Here is a 15,448-nt window from a genome sequence, read left to right on the forward strand (position 1 = left end):
TCTCCCCCCTCAGGCTTTCTTCTGCTGGTGTTCGGCCAGAAGCCGCTTGGCGGCGCGGGCAATCACCAGCTCTTCATTGGTCGGAATGACCATGACACGCGTGCGGCTGAACTCGGTGCTGATAACCAGCGCATTGCTCTCGTTCTTGTTGGTGTCGACCTCGATGCCGATCCAGGACAGATCCTCGCAGATACGCCGGCGGATCTCGACCGCATTCTCACCGATACCACCGCAGAAGACGAGGGCATCCACGCCGCCCAGCGTTGCCGCCAGACCGCCCAGCTCGCGACGGATGCGGAACACGAAATAGTCGATCGCCTCATGTGCTTCCGGCACCTGCGCATTCAGCAGCACGCGCATGTCGTTGGAAAGGCCGGAAAGCCCCAGCAGGCCGGACTTGTCATAGAGCATCTTGCGCACGTCATCAACGCTCAGCCCTTCCTGCTGCAGGAGGTAGAAGATGACTCCGGGGTCGATCTGTCCGCAGCGCGTGCCCATGGGCAGGCCATCCAGCGGGGTGAAGCCCATGGTGGAGGCGACAGAGCGGCCATTGAGAATGGCGCACATGGAGGCGCCATTGCCCAGATGCGCCACAACGACCCGCCCGGCATGCAGCAGGGGGGCGATTTCCTTCAGCTCGCCAGAGATATATTCATAGCTCAGGCCGTGGAAACCGTAGCGGCGCACGCCCTTCTCATAATATTCGCGCGGAATGGCGAACATGTCGTTCACCTTGGGATGACGACGATGGAAGGCGGTATCGAAGCAGGCCACCTGCAGGGCATCGGGGAAATGGACCTTGGCGGCCTCGACACCGGCGATGTTGTGCGGCTCGTGCAGCGGGGCGAGCGGGGAAAGGCGACGCAGTTCCTCAAGAATGGCGTCGTCGATCACCACCGCCTCGGTGAAGTGGGGGCCACCATGCACCACACGGTGGCCGACCACGGAGGCCTGGGCCTCCGGGAACTTTTCGCGCAGCAGTCCCAGCGCGGTGTTCAGCGCGGAGGAGTGGTCCTTGGCCTCGGCCGCGGCCAGATCGCGCGTGACCTCGGCGCCCTTGACGCCGACCTGGGTCTTCAGGCGCGGCTGGCTGCCGATCTTCTCCACCTCGCCCATAGCCATCAGCTGGGGCTCGCCATCACCGGCGATATTGTACATGGAGAATTTCAGCGAGGATGACCCGGCATTCAGGGTCAGCGTGACGGGAATCGTCATGTCTTCAACTCCACTCAGATCTTGCCGGAGACACGGGCCTGATGAACCAGCGCCACCGCGCAGGATGCGAGGCGGGACTTGTCGCTGTCCGCGCGCGAGGTCAGGATGATCGGCACCTTGGCGCCCATCACGATGCCGGCAGCCTCGGCGCCGGAGATGAAGGTGAGCTGCTTGGCCAGCATGTTGCCGGCATCCAGATCCGGCACCACCAGCACCTCGGCCTGCCCCGCCACCGGCGAAACAATGCCCTTGATGCGGGCGGCGGTGATGTTGATGGCATTGTCCATGGCCAGCGGGCCATCCACGATGCCCCCCTGAATCTGCCCGCGCTCGTTCATCTTGGAGAGCAGTGCCGCATCGACGGATGAGGGAATGGCCGGGTTCACCGTTTCCACGGCGGACAGCACGCCCACCTTGGGATTGTCCATGCCCAGCGAATGGGCAAGATCAATCGCGTTCTGCACGATGTCCACCTTGGTGGGCAGGTCGGGCGCTATATTCACGGCCGCATCGGTCACCAGCAGCGGATGGGCGACGCCGGGCACATCCATGACGAAGATATGGGTGAAGCGACGGCCGATGCGCAGGCCGCGTTCCTTGCGCAGGGCGGCCTTCAGCAGCACATCCGTATGCAGATGGCCCTTCATCAGCGCATGGGCGCGACCATCCGCCACCAGATCGACAGCCGCATTGGCGGCCGCGGTGTCATTGGGGGCGTCGATGATCTCGATCCCGTCCAGGCTCTCGCCCAGCTCCTTGGCGGCGGCGAGAATCTTGTCCTTGTGGCCGACGAGGATGGGGGTGATGAGCCTGGCCTTCGTGCCCAGCAGCGCGCCGCCGAGCGAATTGGCCTCTTCCGGGGAAACCACGGCCACGGAGATGGGCGGCAGCTTCTCCGCCGTTTCCAGAAGCTTGTCGAAATGGCGATGGCGCTGCACCACCAGGCCGGGAAGGTCCTGCTCCTCGAACTGGAACTTGGCGCGCGGGGCCAGAACCTCCGCCTCGCCTTCCAGCACCAGCACATTGTCCGCCGCGCGGCGCACTTCGGTGCCCAGACGCACACTGCCATCGTCATTCTTGGACAGAACCGTGACGCGTGCGATCAGGTCGTCACCGGCCCGGGCGCGGTCCTTGAAGCGCAGTTCCTGCCGGCGATAGAGCGTGCCGGGGCCGGGAAGAATATTGCCCAGAACCGCGGAGATGAGCGAGCCGATCCACATGGACGGGGCGACAACCTCATCCTCCTTGCCGTCGCCATCAATATCGTGATGCGGCAGGTGCATGGGGTTGTGGTTGCCGGAAACATTGGCGAAGACGATCAGGTCATCCGTCGTGCAGGTGCGCTTGAGTTCAGCGCTGTCACCCGGCTTGAGCTCATCGAATGTCTTGTTCTCTCGGATCATGAATACCCTGCCTTAATCTGGATCTGCAACAAGGTGAGGGTCGGATTTCCCGGCAATAAACGCCAGACGATCCGTCCATGGGAAACCCGCTTCCACTTATACAGAACAGCGGAAGCGGGGAACCCTCACCCGTGTTTCATCGCGATATTTAGAAAAGCTTCAGCCCATGATATGGAAACCGCCGTCGATCATGTGCACACAGCCGGTGACATTGCGGGCGGAAGGGCTGGCAAGGAAAGCGGCATAGGCGCCGACATCCTCAAGCTTGGTGAGCTGATGTGTGGGCGCGCGCTCGGCCACATCATCCATCATCTTGTCGAATTCAGCGATACCCGAGGCGGCGCGGGTCTTCATCGGCCCGGGAGAGAGGGCATTGACCGAGATGTCCTTGTCCCCCAGCTCGGCGGCCATGTAGCGCACCGTGGATTCGAGCGCGGCCTTCACCGGGCCCATGACATTGTAGTTCTCCATCACCCGCACCGAGCCATAATAGGAAACGGTGAGGCAGGAGCCGCCATTGGCCATCAGCGGTTCGGCCCGCCGCACCATGCGCATGAAGGAGTGGACGGAGATGTCCATGGCGGTTGCGAAACCCTTGCGGGAGCAATCGACGACACGACCGTGCAGGTCCTCGGCCGGGCAGAAGGCGATGGCATGGAGAAGTGTATCCAGCCGCCCCCACTTTTCCGAAATCTGCGCGAAGAGGGCATCCATCTCCGCGTCTTCGGACACATCAAGAGGGGCGATGATTTCCGCCCCGATCTCTTCCGCCAGAGGGCGGACGAACTGTTCGGCCTTCTCGTTCAGATAGGTGATTGCAAGATCTGCCCCCTGCTCACGCAGGGCACGGGCACAGCCCCATGCAATCGAGTGTTCATTCGCGACCCCGACGACAAGGGCCTTCTGACCTTTGAGCGAAAACATGACAGCCTCCCCCAGGCTAGACTGTTCCGGCATCTTAAACACGGAAGAGCCTGATGCAACGCGAAAGTGCGTAAATACGCAAAATCTCTCCTGCCTCATCTTTTTGCAGAAGAATATCTTGCGCTAGATCAAGACAACGCAAAACATGTCCACAGTTCACAACATGCTCTAACCATCCAATCACTTCAGAACGATGACACGACGGCAATGCAAGCGTGGTTCCAGTCAAGCGCGCGCCTGCCATCACACGGCCATGTTGATCGCGCACATCCCCTTGTACAGCCTCGACATATGGACAAGGGTCGGGGCTGTCTTTAGGGTTTCAGCACACAATAGAGAGCGAATCGTGGCATACACATGCTCTCGCCGGAGCACATTTGATATTCAGAATGGCGCATTCCACATGCGCTGTGCATGGATTTGAGGCACAGACCATTCCTGATCTGTGCCGCCACACCATTTCAGGAGATCAGGTCTTTCCTGGGGGAGTATGAATGTCCACCATTCCGATCCAGTACGACCGGATACTCTCCATTGTTGGCGAGGTGGTGCGCGTCGCATTGCCACAGCAGACAGGCAATGACCCCGAAGGGCCCCGTTATGGCGATCTCGCCGTGGTTTTCGACGAGAACCGCGGCCAGGATTCTGCCGGCCTCACGGCTAGCGCCCCGCGTCTTGCGCAGGTGGTGAAGCTGGAGGAAGGCGAGGCATCCCTTCAGGTGTTCGGCGGCACACAGGGCCTGTCCACCCGCACCCATGCCCGTTTTCTGGGCCATCCGCCCCGTGTGGCCTTTTCAGACAATATTCTCGGCCGCGTCTTCACCGGCGATGGCAGCGTGATGGATGCCGGCCCCTCGCTGGCGCAGGACCGGCAGGTGGATATTGGCGGCCCCTCCGCCAATCCGGCCCGGCGTGCGCTGGCCAGCCGCATGATCCGCACCAATGTGCCGATGATCGATGTGTTCAACTGTCTGGTGGAGAGCCAGAAGATCCCCATCTTCTCCACCGCCGGTGAGCCGCATGACGCCCTGCTCGCGCGCATTGGCGTGCAGGCGGATGCCGATATCGTGGTGTTTGGCGGCCTTGGCCTCACTTTCGATGATTACTGGCGCTTCCGCTCCACCTTCGAGGATGCCGGCGTGTTCGCGCGCACGGTGATGTTCGTCAATCAGGCGGCCGACCCGCCGCTGGAGCGCCTGCTGGTGCCGGACATGGCGCTGGCGGTGGCCGAGCGTTTCGCGGTGGAGGAAAAGAAGCGCGTTCTCGTGCTGCTGACCGACATGACCGCCTTTGCCGATGCGCTGAAGGAAGTGGGCGTGGCGATGGAGCGCGTGCCCTCCAATCGCGGCTATCTGGGGGATCTCTATTCCCAGCTCGCCCGGCGCTATGAGAAGGCGGCGGTGTTTCAGGGCGCAGGCTCTGTCACCATTCTCACCGTCACCACCATGCCGGGCGGCGATGTGACACACCCCGTGCCGGACAATACCGGCTACATCACCGAGGGGCAGTTCTACCTGCGCGACGGCTTTATTGACCCGTTCGGCTCCCTCTCGCGCCTCAAGCAGCATGTGATCGGCAAGGAAACGCGGGACGATCATTCGGCCGTGATGAACACCATGATCCGCCTTTATGCCGAGGCGCGCGATGCCGAGCGCAAGCAGGCCATGGCGTTCGAGCTTTCCGATTATGACCGCCGGCTGCTGCGCTATGGCGCCCTGTTCAAGACCCGCTTCATGGATATCGGCGCCAATCTCGCGCTGGAAGATGCGCTGGACCTTGGCTGGAAGACCATGGCGGAATGTTTCGGGCCGGAAGAACTTCTCATCCGGCAGAATCTGCTTGAGAAATACTATCCCGCATCAGAAAGCTGAGCGTGATGGCGCAGACAGGCAGCAAGATCACCCTCAGCAAGTCCCAGCTCAGCCGGGAAAAAGAAAGCCTCGCGACCTACCGGCGCTATCTGCCGGCGCTGGACCTGAAGCGCCAGCAGCTCATGGCCGAGCGGAACCGGGCGCGCACTCTTCATGCCCGTTTGCAGGATGAGCTGCGCCAGGCCGTGGAAAGCGCGGGCGCAAACCTGCCCATGCTGGCGGACAAGCGGGTCAGTCTCGATGCTCTGGTGACGCTGGAAAGCGTTGACATGGGCGCGCAGAATGTGGCCGGGGTGCGCCTACCCCGGGTCAACGCACTGCACATCAAGGTTGCGCCCTATGGGCCGATGACCCGTCCGCACTGGGTCGATTCCGTTGTGCGCCGCCTCACCCAGGCCGTGCGGCTGAAGGTGGAATGTGCGGTTGCCGAACGCCGCCTTGCCCTGCTGGATCAGGCGGTGACACGGGTGACCCAGCGCACCAACCTGTTCGAGAAGATCCTCATTCCGCAGGCGGAACAGAATATCCGGCGCATCCTGGTCTTCATTGGCGATACGGAGCGCGCCGCCGTGGTTTCCGCCAAGCTCGCCAAGGCCAAGCGGGCAGGCGCCGGGGCCCCCCATCCGCGGCAGGATGCACGGCGCCCTGCCCCCTCCTTCCCGCAGCCGGAGGCAGGCGCATGACCATTGCCCCCATGCAACGCATCACCCTGTGCGGCCCGGTGGCGGACAAGACCCGCACGCTGGAGGCCCTGCAAAGCCTCGGCGTGATGCATCTCATCCCCCTGCGCGATGCCGGCCCGCTGGTGCCGCGCGATGTCACCCGCCTGAACAGGACCCAGGCCGCCTACCGGCACCTGCAGGAAAGCCCGGAAGAGCGCCTGCCCTATCGCCCCGGCACGGCTTTCGATCTGGATGCGGTTGTTGCCGAGGTGCTGGATAACCGCACCCATCTGCGCGCCCTTCAGGACCGGCGGGATTTTCTGCAGAACCGGGTGGAGGCCCTCACCGAATGGGGCGATATCCACTTTCCCCCGCCCGATGCGCTGGGTGGACAGCGCCTGTGGTTCTATGCCCTGCCTTTGGCCGCCCGGCCCGCACTGGAGCGGCTGGAGCGTGAGGCGCCCGCATTTCCCTGGCAGATTGTCGGCAAGAATGCGACCACACTCTTCACCGTGCTGATCTCCCCCGAGGAGCCCCCGCCCGACCTGTTGCCGGTGCAGCGCACATTGGTGGGCGCGGTGCCCCGCAGCCTGCTGAAGCGGGAGCTGGACGATCTGGCCATCACCATAGACCGGGCTGAAAGCGCGCGGGCGGAACTGACCCGCTGGCGGCTGGTGCTGGGCCTGCATCTGGCCGCGGCGGCAGACCGGGAAGACCTGCATGTCGCGCTGGAACAGACGCTGGATGCAGATACGGTGTTCGCCGTGCAGGGCTGGGTGCCGGCAGACAGGGTTTCGGCGGTGAACCGTCTTGCCGATGATGCACATCTGGCCATGGTGACCGAAAATCCCGGGCCGGAAGATGCCCCGCCCACGCAATTGCGGGTGCCGGAAAAATTCAGCGCCGGCAGCGACCTGACCTTCTTCTACACCAGCCCCGGCTATCGCAGCTGGGACCCCAGCCTGATGGTGTTTGCCTCCTTCGCCCTGTTCTTCTCGATGATTGTCGCGGATGCAGGCTATGCGGCCATCATCGCCCTGGGCACGCTGCTGTTCTGGGGCCGGCTGGGCGCGAAGGCGGAAGGGCGGCGCGCGCGGGTGCTGCTGGCGACCCTTGCCACCACCGCGCTGGTCTATGGCATTCTGGCCGGCTCCTATTTCGGGCTGGAGCCGCCTGAGGACACATGGCTTTCCGCGGTTTCCATCATCGATGTGCAGGACTTCGACGCCATGATGGCGCTCTCCCTGCTCATCGGCGCGCTGCATATCTCCATCGCGCTCGGGGCTGTGGCCTGGCTCAACCGCCGCTCGGGAGCCGGACTTTCGGCACTGGGGTGGATCGTGACCATATGGTCCGGCATGATGCTGGCGCACGGGGCGGATGAAAGCCGCATTTCGGCTGAAACCGCGGGCAGCATCGGTGTGGCGCTGGGCCTGTTTCTGGTGTCCGCGGGCGCGGCGGCGCAGACGCCCGTGCATGCGCCGAAAGACTGGCTGAAACGCCTTGCCGCCGGAGCCATGGCGCTGACCAGCGCCTCCAAGCTCTTCGGCGATATCCTGAGCTATCTGCGCCTGTTCGCCCTTGGCCTTGCCAGCGCCTCGCTCGCCATCACCTTCAACGGTCTGGCGATGGACATGCGCGACACCCATCCCGGCCTTGGCGTGCTCCTGATGCTGGTCATCCTCGTGTTTGGCCACAGCGTGAACTTCATGCTGGGCATCATGAGCGGCGTGGTGCACGGGCTGAGGCTCAATTTCATCGAATTCTTCGGCTGGGGCCTCACCGAAGAAGGCTATCCATTCCGCGCCTTTGCCCGCCGCGCGCAAGGCGAAACACCCTCACAGCCCGCAGATGGCGCACCCGCCGCCTTGCCCGGCACCGTTCAGGAGATTGCCGCATGAATGAACTCATTGTCGCCCTGGGCTGGATCGGGGTCTTCTCTCCCATGGCCTTCGGGGCATGGGGCAGCGCCGTGGGCGTGGCCATTGCCGGGCAGGCCGCCATTGGCGCCATGCTGGAAACCGACAGCGGCTATGGGCGTTTCATCGGCGTTTCGGTCATCCCCTCCTCCAATGTCATCTATGGCATCGTGGTGATGTTCTCCCTGCAGCAGGACATCACGCCCGAGAACGGGGGGGCGCTGTTCGGCATCGGCTTCATCTCCGCACTGGTTCTGGGCTATGCGGCCGCATGGCAGGGGCGAGCCTGCGCCAGCGCCATCACCGCCTCCAAGACCAAGCCGGAGATCTTCGGCCTCAGCCTTGCCCCGGCGGCGATCGTGGAAGGCTTTGCGGTGTTCACCTTCGTGTTCGCGCTGGTTCTCGCCCGCACCATCTGACCCCGGGCCGGCCTCGGCCGGCCTTGCCCGTACATGCACCAGGAGCGCGCCATGGCCCACAAGCAGACTGCGACCACCTCCGGCGTCGAAGCCCTCATCACCCGCCTGCGGGATGAGGGCGTGTGCGCGGGCCGCACCGAGGCCGAGCGCATCGTGGCGGAGGCACAGGCCCATGCCCGCGAGATTCTGGAAAAGGCGGAGGCGCAGGCCCGCACCCTGCGCGAAACCGCCCGCAAGGATGCCGAGGCACTGCAACGGGCGGGAGAGGATGCACTGCGCATCGCCGTGCGGGACACGCTGCTGGACCTGAAAGGGCAGATCTCCCAGCGTTTCGCGGCGGAAGTGGGCAAGACCGTTTCCTCGGTGATGCGGGATGATGAGTTGCTCAAGCGCATGATCCTCGCCGTGGCCAGCCGCACCCGCGCTGAATCCGGCATCGACCGGGCCGCCGAGGTGGAGATCGAGCTTCCGCGCCATGCGGTGGGGCTGGATGAGCTGCGCCGCAACCCGGAAGAACTGGTGGAAGGCTCGCTCACCCATTTCGCCGCTGCCACCGCCGCGGACATGCTGCGCGCCGGCGTCTCCTTCACCCGGCAGGAGGGAGAGGAGGCAGGCATCCGCATTCATCTCGCGGACCGTGGCGTGAGCGTGGACCTCACCGACAAGGCGGTTGCCGATCTGCTTCTCGCCCATCTCCAGCCCCGCTTCCGCGCCCTTCTGGAGGGTGTCGTCAGATGATGGGCGGGCCCCACGAGCCATATGTGATGCTCATGGCCTCCCTGCCGGCGCACGGGCCATTGCTGGCCAATGCCACGCCCGTCATCAGCGCCATCCGGCTGGAGGAAAGGCTCGGTTTCCTGCTTCCCGAAGACCGGGCGGACCTTGAGCGCCTTGGCGATGCGCTGGCCTGGAGCCGCATTCCGCTGGGCACGGATGACGCCACCTATCTGGCCTCGCTCCACCGCATCATGTGCACCATCCGCAATGAGTGCCTGCGCAACATGATCCGCGACCGGCTGGAGGTGCGCACCCTGCTCGCCGCCCTGCGCCGCCGCCTTGCGGGAGAAGAGGCCCCAGCCCCCGGCACCGCATGGGGCTATGGCCGTTATGTCGAGACCATCCGCAAAAACTGGAACCTGCCGGATTTTGGCGTCACCCATTCCTTCCCGTGGGTGAACAAGGCGCGCGAACGGCTGGAGGCGGATGACAGCGCCGGCGTGGAACGCATCGCCCTGCAGGCCGCATGGGACGCCACCTCGCGCTATGCCAATGGCCATTTCTTCGATTTCGAGGCGGTCGCCTGCTATCTCGTCAAATGGTATCTGGCGGATCACTGGGTCCATTATGATGTGGCCATATCCACCGCCCGCTTCTCCGCCCTGCTCGACGCCGCCTGCGGCGACGCCCTTGATGTCAGGATTCCCGCATGAGTGCCCATCGCAGCCCGGATGAAATCACCGCCACCATCGTTGCCGTGCAGGAGGACATTGTGCGCCTGCGTCTGGTGGACCCGGAACAGGGCCGGCTGATGAAGAACGAGGTCGTCTATATCCGCCCCGCCCGCGCGCCCAATGAGCGTCTCAAGGCCGAGGTGCTGCGCGTCATCGGCGATGAGGCGGATGCGCAGGTTTATGAAAGCACGGCAGGCGTGGGCCTTGGCGACGGGGTGGAACAGACCGGCCGCCTGCTTTCCATCCGCCTCGGGCCGGGCATGCTGGGGCAGGTTTATGATGGCCTGCAAAACCCGCTGGAAATTCTGGCGCAGGGCCATGGCACCTTTCTGCCCCGCGGTGTGGCCGCACCGGGGCTGGACCCTTCGGAAAAATGGTCCTTCACCGCCCTGAAGCGGGTGGGTGACAAGGTGCGCGCGGGGGATGCCATCGGCACCGTTCCGGAAGGCCCCATCACCCACAAGATCATGGTGCCGTTCGATCTCGACGAGGACTGGACGGTCGACTGGATCCGCAATGACACGGTGACGGTGGACGAGCCCGTCGCCCGGATCACCACCGCCTCGGGCGCCGAGCGCACGCTTTCCCTCGCGCAGGAATGGGCCGTGCGCCGCACTTTGCCGCGCCTGCAACTGCGCAATGGCCTGTCCACCCGGCTCTATCCTTCCGAGCCGATGATCACCACCCAGCGCATCATCGATGCCTTCTTCCCTGTGGTACAGGGGGGTGCGGCCTGCATTCCCGGCCCGTTCGGGGCGGGCAAGACCGTTCTGCTCAACCTCATCGCCCGCCATTCGGATGTGGATGTCGTGGTTCTGGTGGCCTGCGGCGAGCGGGCGGGCGAGGTGGTGGAAACCATCACCGATTTTCCCCGGCTGAAGGACCCGCGCACCGGCGGCTCGCTGATGGACCGCACCGTCATTGTCTGCAACACCTCCTCCATGCCGGTCGCTTCGCGCGAGGCCTCGATCTATACCGGCATCACCATCGGCGAATATTATCGCCAGATGGGCCTGCGGGTGCTGATGATCGCCGACTCCACCTCCCGCTGGGCGCAGGCCATGCGCGAAACCTCCGGCCGGCTGGAGGAAATTCCCGGCGAGGAAGCCTTCCCGGCCTATCTCGACAGCGCCATCAAGAGTGTGTACGAGCGCGCCGGCGTCATCCGCACCAATGATGGCTCCACCGGCTCCTTCACCATTATCGGCGCGGTTTCCCCGGCCGGCGGCAATTTCGAGGAGCCGGTGACACAGTCCACCCTCGCCGCGGTGAAGTGCTTTCTCGGCCTCTCCTATGACCGGGCCTACAAGCGCTTCTACCCGGCCATCGACCCACTCACCTCCTGGTCCCGCTATCGCAAGCAGCTTGAGGGCTGGTCGGCCACCCATATGGGAGCGGACTGGACCGCCCGCATCGATGAAATGGTCGCGCTGCTCCAGCAGGGTGATGAAATCCAGCGCATGGAGCAGGTGGCCGGCGAGGAAGGCATCTCCATCGAGGATTTCCTCGCCATGGAGGCGGCGAAATTCCTCGACATGGTGTTTCTCCAGCAGGATGCGTTCGACCCTATCGACAGCTCTGTTTCGCTGGAGCGGCAAAAGGCGCTGTTCGACATGGTCTATGCCATTGCCACCAGCCGATACGAGTTCGAGGACAAGGAAAGCGTGCGCCGGCACTTCACCCGGCTCACCGGCCTGTTCAGGAACCTGAATTATGCCGCTCCCAATTCGCCGGATTACGAGCGCCTTGTGCGCGAAATCGATGAGCTGGGCGCCAGTATTCCCGTGACCTGATGGAAGCCGGCGCGAAAGCCATCGTCCACACCGCCATATCGGGCATTCATGTCTTGTGAAGTCATGCTATTGTTTCGCAAGACATCATATCTTGTGCCCCCAATGACCAGAGGCAGAAATTCGTTCTCATGTGCACTTCACTGCTTTACCGGGACGCCGCCAACCGCGCCTATCTTGGCCGCACACTGGAACTGAGCATCGATCTGCCTTATCAGGTCGCCTTCTTCCCGAAGGGGCAGCAGCTGTCATCGCATGTGCAGGGCCACCCCGTGCTGACATGGGAGAACCGTCACGCCATCATTGCCGTGACGATGCCGGCCTCGCCCGACAAGACCAGCGCGCCGGATGATTTCAAGATGATCGAGGGGCTGAACGATGCCGGCCTCACCTTCAGCGTCCAGTCCTATCCGCAGGCCGGCGGCCCGCAGGCTCCGGTGGATGCGGACCGCGCGGCGCTCTCGGCCATCGATCTCGGCACATGGCTTCTCGGCCAGTTCTCCTGTGTGGCCGAGGCCAGGGCCGCATTGGCCGACATGCCGGTGATCCTGCAACCGGTGCCGATCCTCGGTAATCTGGATATGCCCTTCCACTATGGGCTGCATGATCCGAGCGGGGCCAGCCTGGTGGTGGAGTTCCACAATGGCGTGCGCACGATCTATGACAATCCTGTCGGCGTCATGACCAATGCGCCCCAGTTCTCATGGCATCTGACCAATGTGAACAACTATACTTTCCTGAACAATGTCGACCACTCCAAGGCAACATTCGGGAACTATAGCGCCATGCAGCCCGGCTCCGGCATCTCGAAGGCTGGCCTTCCGGGTACGGATACATCGGTTGACCGCTTCATCCGTGCCGTCTTCTACGCCCAGTTTGCCGAGAAGCAGACCGAGGCGGACAAGGCTGTGGAGATGGTCGCCCATATCATGAACAATTTCGATCGCCCGCGCGGGATTGCGATCGACCCGCCAGATCTTGGCAGCGGGCATTTGCAGGTCAGCGGGCATGAGGCCGGGGCCATCCCCACCGAATCCACCTCATGGACAAGCATTTCCGATCTGGACCGCCGCCGTCTCTTCCTGCGCAATGCGGGCGGCATGAACTATATCGCCCTTGACCTGTCCGCCATGGCGGAGGGCAAGGCCTTTCAGGTGAGCCCCATGGCACGCCTCACCCCCGCGAGCCCGCCTGTTCTCAGCCAGATCGCGGCGCAGTAAGGCCCGAAAAAAGGAAGGCCAGAAAAAAGGCTGTGCAGGGCATTCCCCTGCACAGCCCATGAGACAGAGCCTGTCTGCCCCATTCCCGGAACCGCTGCTCCGGCAGGGGCCGGTGCGATCTATCCCAGCCAGATGCCCAGAAGGGATATGGCGATGATCCACAGTGCAATATTGCCCCAGCGCGCCCGTTTCGCCTCGGCCCGGCCAATGCCATCCAGCGTTTCCGGTGAAAGCTGAAGGCCGTTTCGCGTAGCGGTATCCAGCTGGTCCATCACCCGCGCACCCTGCCCGAGCAGGGCCGGAATGCCGCTGGCGAAATGGCCAATTTCGCCCAGCCCCGCACCAACATGCTGAAGCTGGCCCACCGGACCAAGATTTCCGGCGATCCAGTCCTCCACCACAGGCGCGGCGGTCTTCCACATATCCAGCTGCGGATCGAGTGAACGGGCAACGCCTTCCACCACCACCATGGTCTTTTGCAGCAGCAGCAGTTCCGGCCGTGTGCGCATGTCGAACAGCGCGGTCACTTCCAGAAGCAGGGAGAGCAGGCGCGCCATGGAAATCTGGTCGGCCGTGCGCGAATGGATCGGCTCGCCAATGGCGCGGATGGCCTGGGCGAAATCCTCCACCGAATGGTGACGCGGCACATAGCCGGCCTCGAAATGCACTTCCGCCGTGCGGCGATAATTGCGGGTGATGAAGCCATAGAGGATTTCCGCAAGGAAGCGGCGCTCCTTCATGCCAAGGCGGCCCATGATGCCGCAATCCACCACCACGAGGCGGCCGGTGGCATCCACGAACAGGTTTCCAGGATGCATGTCGGCATGGAAGAAACCATCCCGCATCGCCTGTTGCAGGAAGCTCTGCATGACAATGCGGGCAATCTCCTTCGGGTCATGCCCGGCGGCGATGATGGCGTCCTTGTCGGACAGCTTGATGCCGTCGATCCATTCGGTGGTCAGCACCTCGCGGCCAGAACGGCCCCAGTCCACCTCCGGCACATGGACATCCTTGTCCTCGCGGGTATTTTCGGCAAGCTCGGTATAGGCTGCCGCCTCAAGGCGCAGGTCCATTTCCATGGCGACCGAGCGGGCCAGCGTATCCACCACGCTTTCAAGGCGCAGGCGGCGGGCCTCGGCGAAATTGGTCTCGGCAAATTTCGCCAGCCGGCGGAAGCTTGCCATATCGGAAGAGAAACGGCGCTGCACGCCCGGGCGCAGCACTTTCACGGCAACGGTGCGGCGCTCGCCATCGCGCTCCACCACCTCGGCCTTGTGCACCTCGGCGATGGATGCGGCGGCAACCGCCGGGCCGAACACCGGGAAGACATCCTTCACCGGCTTCTCGAAAGCTTCCGAGACGATACGCTCGGCCACATCCTGCCCGAAGGCGGGCATGCGGTCCTGCAACACCTCAAGATCGCGCGCCACAGAAGGGCCAACCACATCCGGGCGCGTGGCCAGAAACTGGCCGAGCTTCACATAGGAAGGGCCAAGGCGGGAAAGGGCGCGGGAGAAGCGGGCCGCGCGGCTGCCGGCATCCCGGCGCGCCATCATGCGGGCGATGCGCAATGCCGGGCGGGCCAGCGGCGGTGCAACGGCCGGCGACACCAGGGACAGAACGCCCTCACGCGCCAGCACATAACCTGCACGGGCAAGCCGCACCGCATCGGCAAGAATCAAGATCACGACTTCGGCCCCTTCATCATCCGCTGTATTTCCCGAGCTTGTGGCAAGATCCGCTCAGATGCGGAAGCCCCAGTGCAGCGCCACCACGCCGCCGGTCATGCGCATGAAGTCCACACGGCCGAAACCGGCATCCCGCATCATCTGCGCAAAAGCCTCCGCATGGGGAAAGCGGCGGATGGATTCCACCAGATACTGGTAAGGCTCGGCATCGCCCGCCACACGGCCGCCGATCTTGGGAATGACATTGAAGCTGTAGGTCTCGTAGATCTTGTCGAGCACCGGCACATCGACCTTCGAGAATTCCAGCACGAAGGCGCGCCCGCCGGGCTTGAGCACCCGGCGCATCTCCTTCAGCGCCTTGGGAATGCGCGGCACATTGCGGATACCGAAGGCAATCGTCACCGCATCGAAGCTGCGGTCCTCGAAAGGCAGTTCCTCGGCATTGGCCTCCTGGAACTCCACCTTGCCGGAAAAGCCGCGCTTTTCCGCCCGCTCGCGGCCCACGGCCAGCATTTCCCGGTTGATGTCGGCCACGGTGACGCGGGTATTGGGCCCACCGGCCGTCGCCACGCGAAAGGCCACATCCCCGGTGCCGCCGGCCAGATCCAGCAGGCGGAAGGGGCGATCATTGATCGGCGGACGCATCTTGGAAACCAGCGCATCCTTCCACACCCGGTGCAGCCCGCCGGACATCAGGTCGTTCATGATGTCATAGCGCTTGGCGACCTTGTGGAACACATCGTCCACCAGATCCTGCTTCTCGCCCAGCGGCACGGAGCGAAAGCCGAAATGGGTTTCACCCTCTGCGCGGGCGCCATTTTCGGGAGATGACGGATTGCTGGTCGGTTCGCTCATATCGGGTCGCCCAAATGCTGTTCGGTCGTGC

General features: G+C 63.7%; 13 protein-coding genes. 8 read left to right on the forward strand and 5 right to left on the reverse strand.

Annotation, left to right across the window (positions count from 1 at the left end; all coding sequences use genetic code 11):
• Positions 1–9: 9 nt before the first annotated feature.
• The 3 genes from ACT6QG_RS13755 to fabI form a co-directional block, all read right to left on the reverse strand.
• Positions 10–1,215 (reverse strand): acetate/propionate family kinase, encoded by a 1,206-nt coding sequence (locus ACT6QG_RS13755; RefSeq protein ID WP_444978130.1) that lies wholly within the window; start codon positions 1,213–1,215, stop codon positions 10–12.
• Positions 1,216–1,229: 14 nt separating this feature from the next.
• Entirely contained in the window at positions 1,230–2,618 is a 1,389-nt protein-coding gene (locus ACT6QG_RS13760; RefSeq protein WP_444978131.1) for a bifunctional enoyl-CoA hydratase/phosphate acetyltransferase, read from the reverse strand.
• Between the two features lie 159 nt (positions 2,619–2,777).
• Entirely contained in the window at positions 2,778–3,542 is a 765-nt protein-coding gene (fabI, locus tag ACT6QG_RS13765) for an enoyl-ACP reductase FabI (RefSeq protein WP_444978132.1), read from the reverse strand.
• 494 nt (positions 3,543–4,036) lie between these two features.
• On the opposite strand from fabI, the gene ACT6QG_RS13770 reads away from it, so the two are divergent.
• From ACT6QG_RS13770 to ACT6QG_RS13805, 8 genes are all read left to right on the forward strand, one after another.
• Positions 4,037–5,413 carry a V-type ATP synthase subunit B gene (locus tag ACT6QG_RS13770; RefSeq protein WP_444978133.1) on the forward strand — a complete coding sequence of 459 codons (1,377 nt, stop codon included), beginning with the start codon at positions 4,037–4,039 and terminating at the stop codon, positions 5,411–5,413.
• Between the two features lie 5 nt (positions 5,414–5,418).
• A complete protein-coding gene (locus tag ACT6QG_RS13775) occupies positions 5,419–6,096 on the forward strand; it encodes a V-type ATP synthase subunit D (RefSeq protein WP_444978134.1) in 678 nt (225 codons plus the stop codon).
• Positions 6,093–7,976, forward strand: coding sequence for a V-type ATP synthase subunit I (locus ACT6QG_RS13780; RefSeq protein WP_444978135.1), 1,884 nt, complete (start codon positions 6,093–6,095; stop codon positions 7,974–7,976). The genes ACT6QG_RS13775 and ACT6QG_RS13780 overlap by 4 nt, the downstream gene beginning before the upstream one ends.
• Complete coding sequence (locus tag ACT6QG_RS13785; RefSeq protein ID WP_444978136.1) at positions 7,973–8,413, forward strand: ATP synthase subunit C; 441 nt, start codon at positions 7,973–7,975, stop codon at positions 8,411–8,413. Before ACT6QG_RS13780 ends, ACT6QG_RS13785 begins: the two co-directional genes overlap by 4 nt.
• 51 nt (positions 8,414–8,464) lie before the next feature.
• Positions 8,465–9,151, forward strand: a complete 687-nt coding sequence (locus ACT6QG_RS13790; protein WP_444978137.1) for a hypothetical protein — start codon at positions 8,465–8,467, stop codon at positions 9,149–9,151.
• Complete coding sequence (locus ACT6QG_RS13795; protein ID WP_444978138.1) at positions 9,148–9,843, forward strand: hypothetical protein; 696 nt, start codon at positions 9,148–9,150, stop codon at positions 9,841–9,843. The genes ACT6QG_RS13790 and ACT6QG_RS13795 overlap by 4 nt, the downstream gene beginning before the upstream one ends.
• Positions 9,840–11,657, forward strand: a complete 1,818-nt coding sequence (locus tag ACT6QG_RS13800; RefSeq protein WP_444978139.1) for a V-type ATP synthase subunit A — start codon at positions 9,840–9,842, stop codon at positions 11,655–11,657. Before ACT6QG_RS13795 ends, ACT6QG_RS13800 begins: the two co-directional genes overlap by 4 nt.
• A 128-nt stretch (positions 11,658–11,785) precedes the next feature.
• Entirely contained in the window at positions 11,786–12,874 is a 1,089-nt protein-coding gene (locus ACT6QG_RS13805; protein WP_444978140.1) for a linear amide C-N hydrolase, read from the forward strand.
• Between the two features lie 119 nt (positions 12,875–12,993).
• Here ACT6QG_RS13805 and ubiB read toward each other — a convergent pair whose 3' ends face one another.
• Positions 12,994–14,562: a 2-polyprenylphenol 6-hydroxylase gene (gene ubiB, locus ACT6QG_RS13810; protein WP_444978141.1), complete on the reverse strand. Its 1,569-nt coding sequence runs from the start codon at positions 14,560–14,562 to the stop codon at positions 12,994–12,996.
• A 54-nt stretch (positions 14,563–14,616) separates the two neighbouring features.
• Positions 14,617–15,417: a bifunctional demethylmenaquinone methyltransferase/2-methoxy-6-polyprenyl-1,4-benzoquinol methylase UbiE gene (gene ubiE / locus ACT6QG_RS13815; protein WP_444978142.1), complete on the reverse strand. Its 801-nt coding sequence runs from the start codon at positions 15,415–15,417 to the stop codon at positions 14,617–14,619.
• Between the last annotated feature and the right edge of the window lie 31 nt (positions 15,418–15,448).

This window comes from Haloleucobacter ellipsoideus (assembly GCF_052491725.1).

Excerpts from the sequence above, each read along its gene's own strand:
- ACT6QG_RS13785 (WP_444978136.1), top strand. The coding sequence starts at position 7,973 with ATGAATGAACTCATTGTCGCCCTGGGCTGGATCGGGGTCTTCTCTCCC.
- ubiE (WP_444978142.1), bottom strand. The coding sequence starts at position 15,417 with ATGAGCGAACCGACCAGCAATCCGTCATCTCCCGAAAATGGCGCCCGC.
- ACT6QG_RS13795 (WP_444978138.1), top strand. The coding sequence starts at position 9,148 with ATGATGGGCGGGCCCCACGAGCCATATGTGATGCTCATGGCCTCCCTG.
- ACT6QG_RS13800 (WP_444978139.1), top strand. The coding sequence starts at position 9,840 with ATGAGTGCCCATCGCAGCCCGGATGAAATCACCGCCACCATCGTTGCC.
- ACT6QG_RS13790 (WP_444978137.1), top strand. The coding sequence starts at position 8,465 with ATGGCCCACAAGCAGACTGCGACCACCTCCGGCGTCGAAGCCCTCATC.
- ACT6QG_RS13780 (WP_444978135.1), top strand. The coding sequence starts at position 6,093 with ATGACCATTGCCCCCATGCAACGCATCACCCTGTGCGGCCCGGTGGCG.
- ACT6QG_RS13760 (WP_444978131.1), bottom strand. The coding sequence starts at position 2,618 with ATGATCCGAGAGAACAAGACATTCGATGAGCTCAAGCCGGGTGACAGC.
- ACT6QG_RS13775 (WP_444978134.1), top strand. The coding sequence starts at position 5,419 with ATGGCGCAGACAGGCAGCAAGATCACCCTCAGCAAGTCCCAGCTCAGC.
- ACT6QG_RS13755 (WP_444978130.1), bottom strand. The coding sequence starts at position 1,215 with ATGACGATTCCCGTCACGCTGACCCTGAATGCCGGGTCATCCTCGCTG.
- ACT6QG_RS13805 (WP_444978140.1), top strand. The coding sequence starts at position 11,786 with ATGTGCACTTCACTGCTTTACCGGGACGCCGCCAACCGCGCCTATCTT.
- ACT6QG_RS13770 (WP_444978133.1), top strand. The coding sequence starts at position 4,037 with ATGTCCACCATTCCGATCCAGTACGACCGGATACTCTCCATTGTTGGC.
- fabI (WP_444978132.1), bottom strand. The coding sequence starts at position 3,542 with ATGTTTTCGCTCAAAGGTCAGAAGGCCCTTGTCGTCGGGGTCGCGAAT.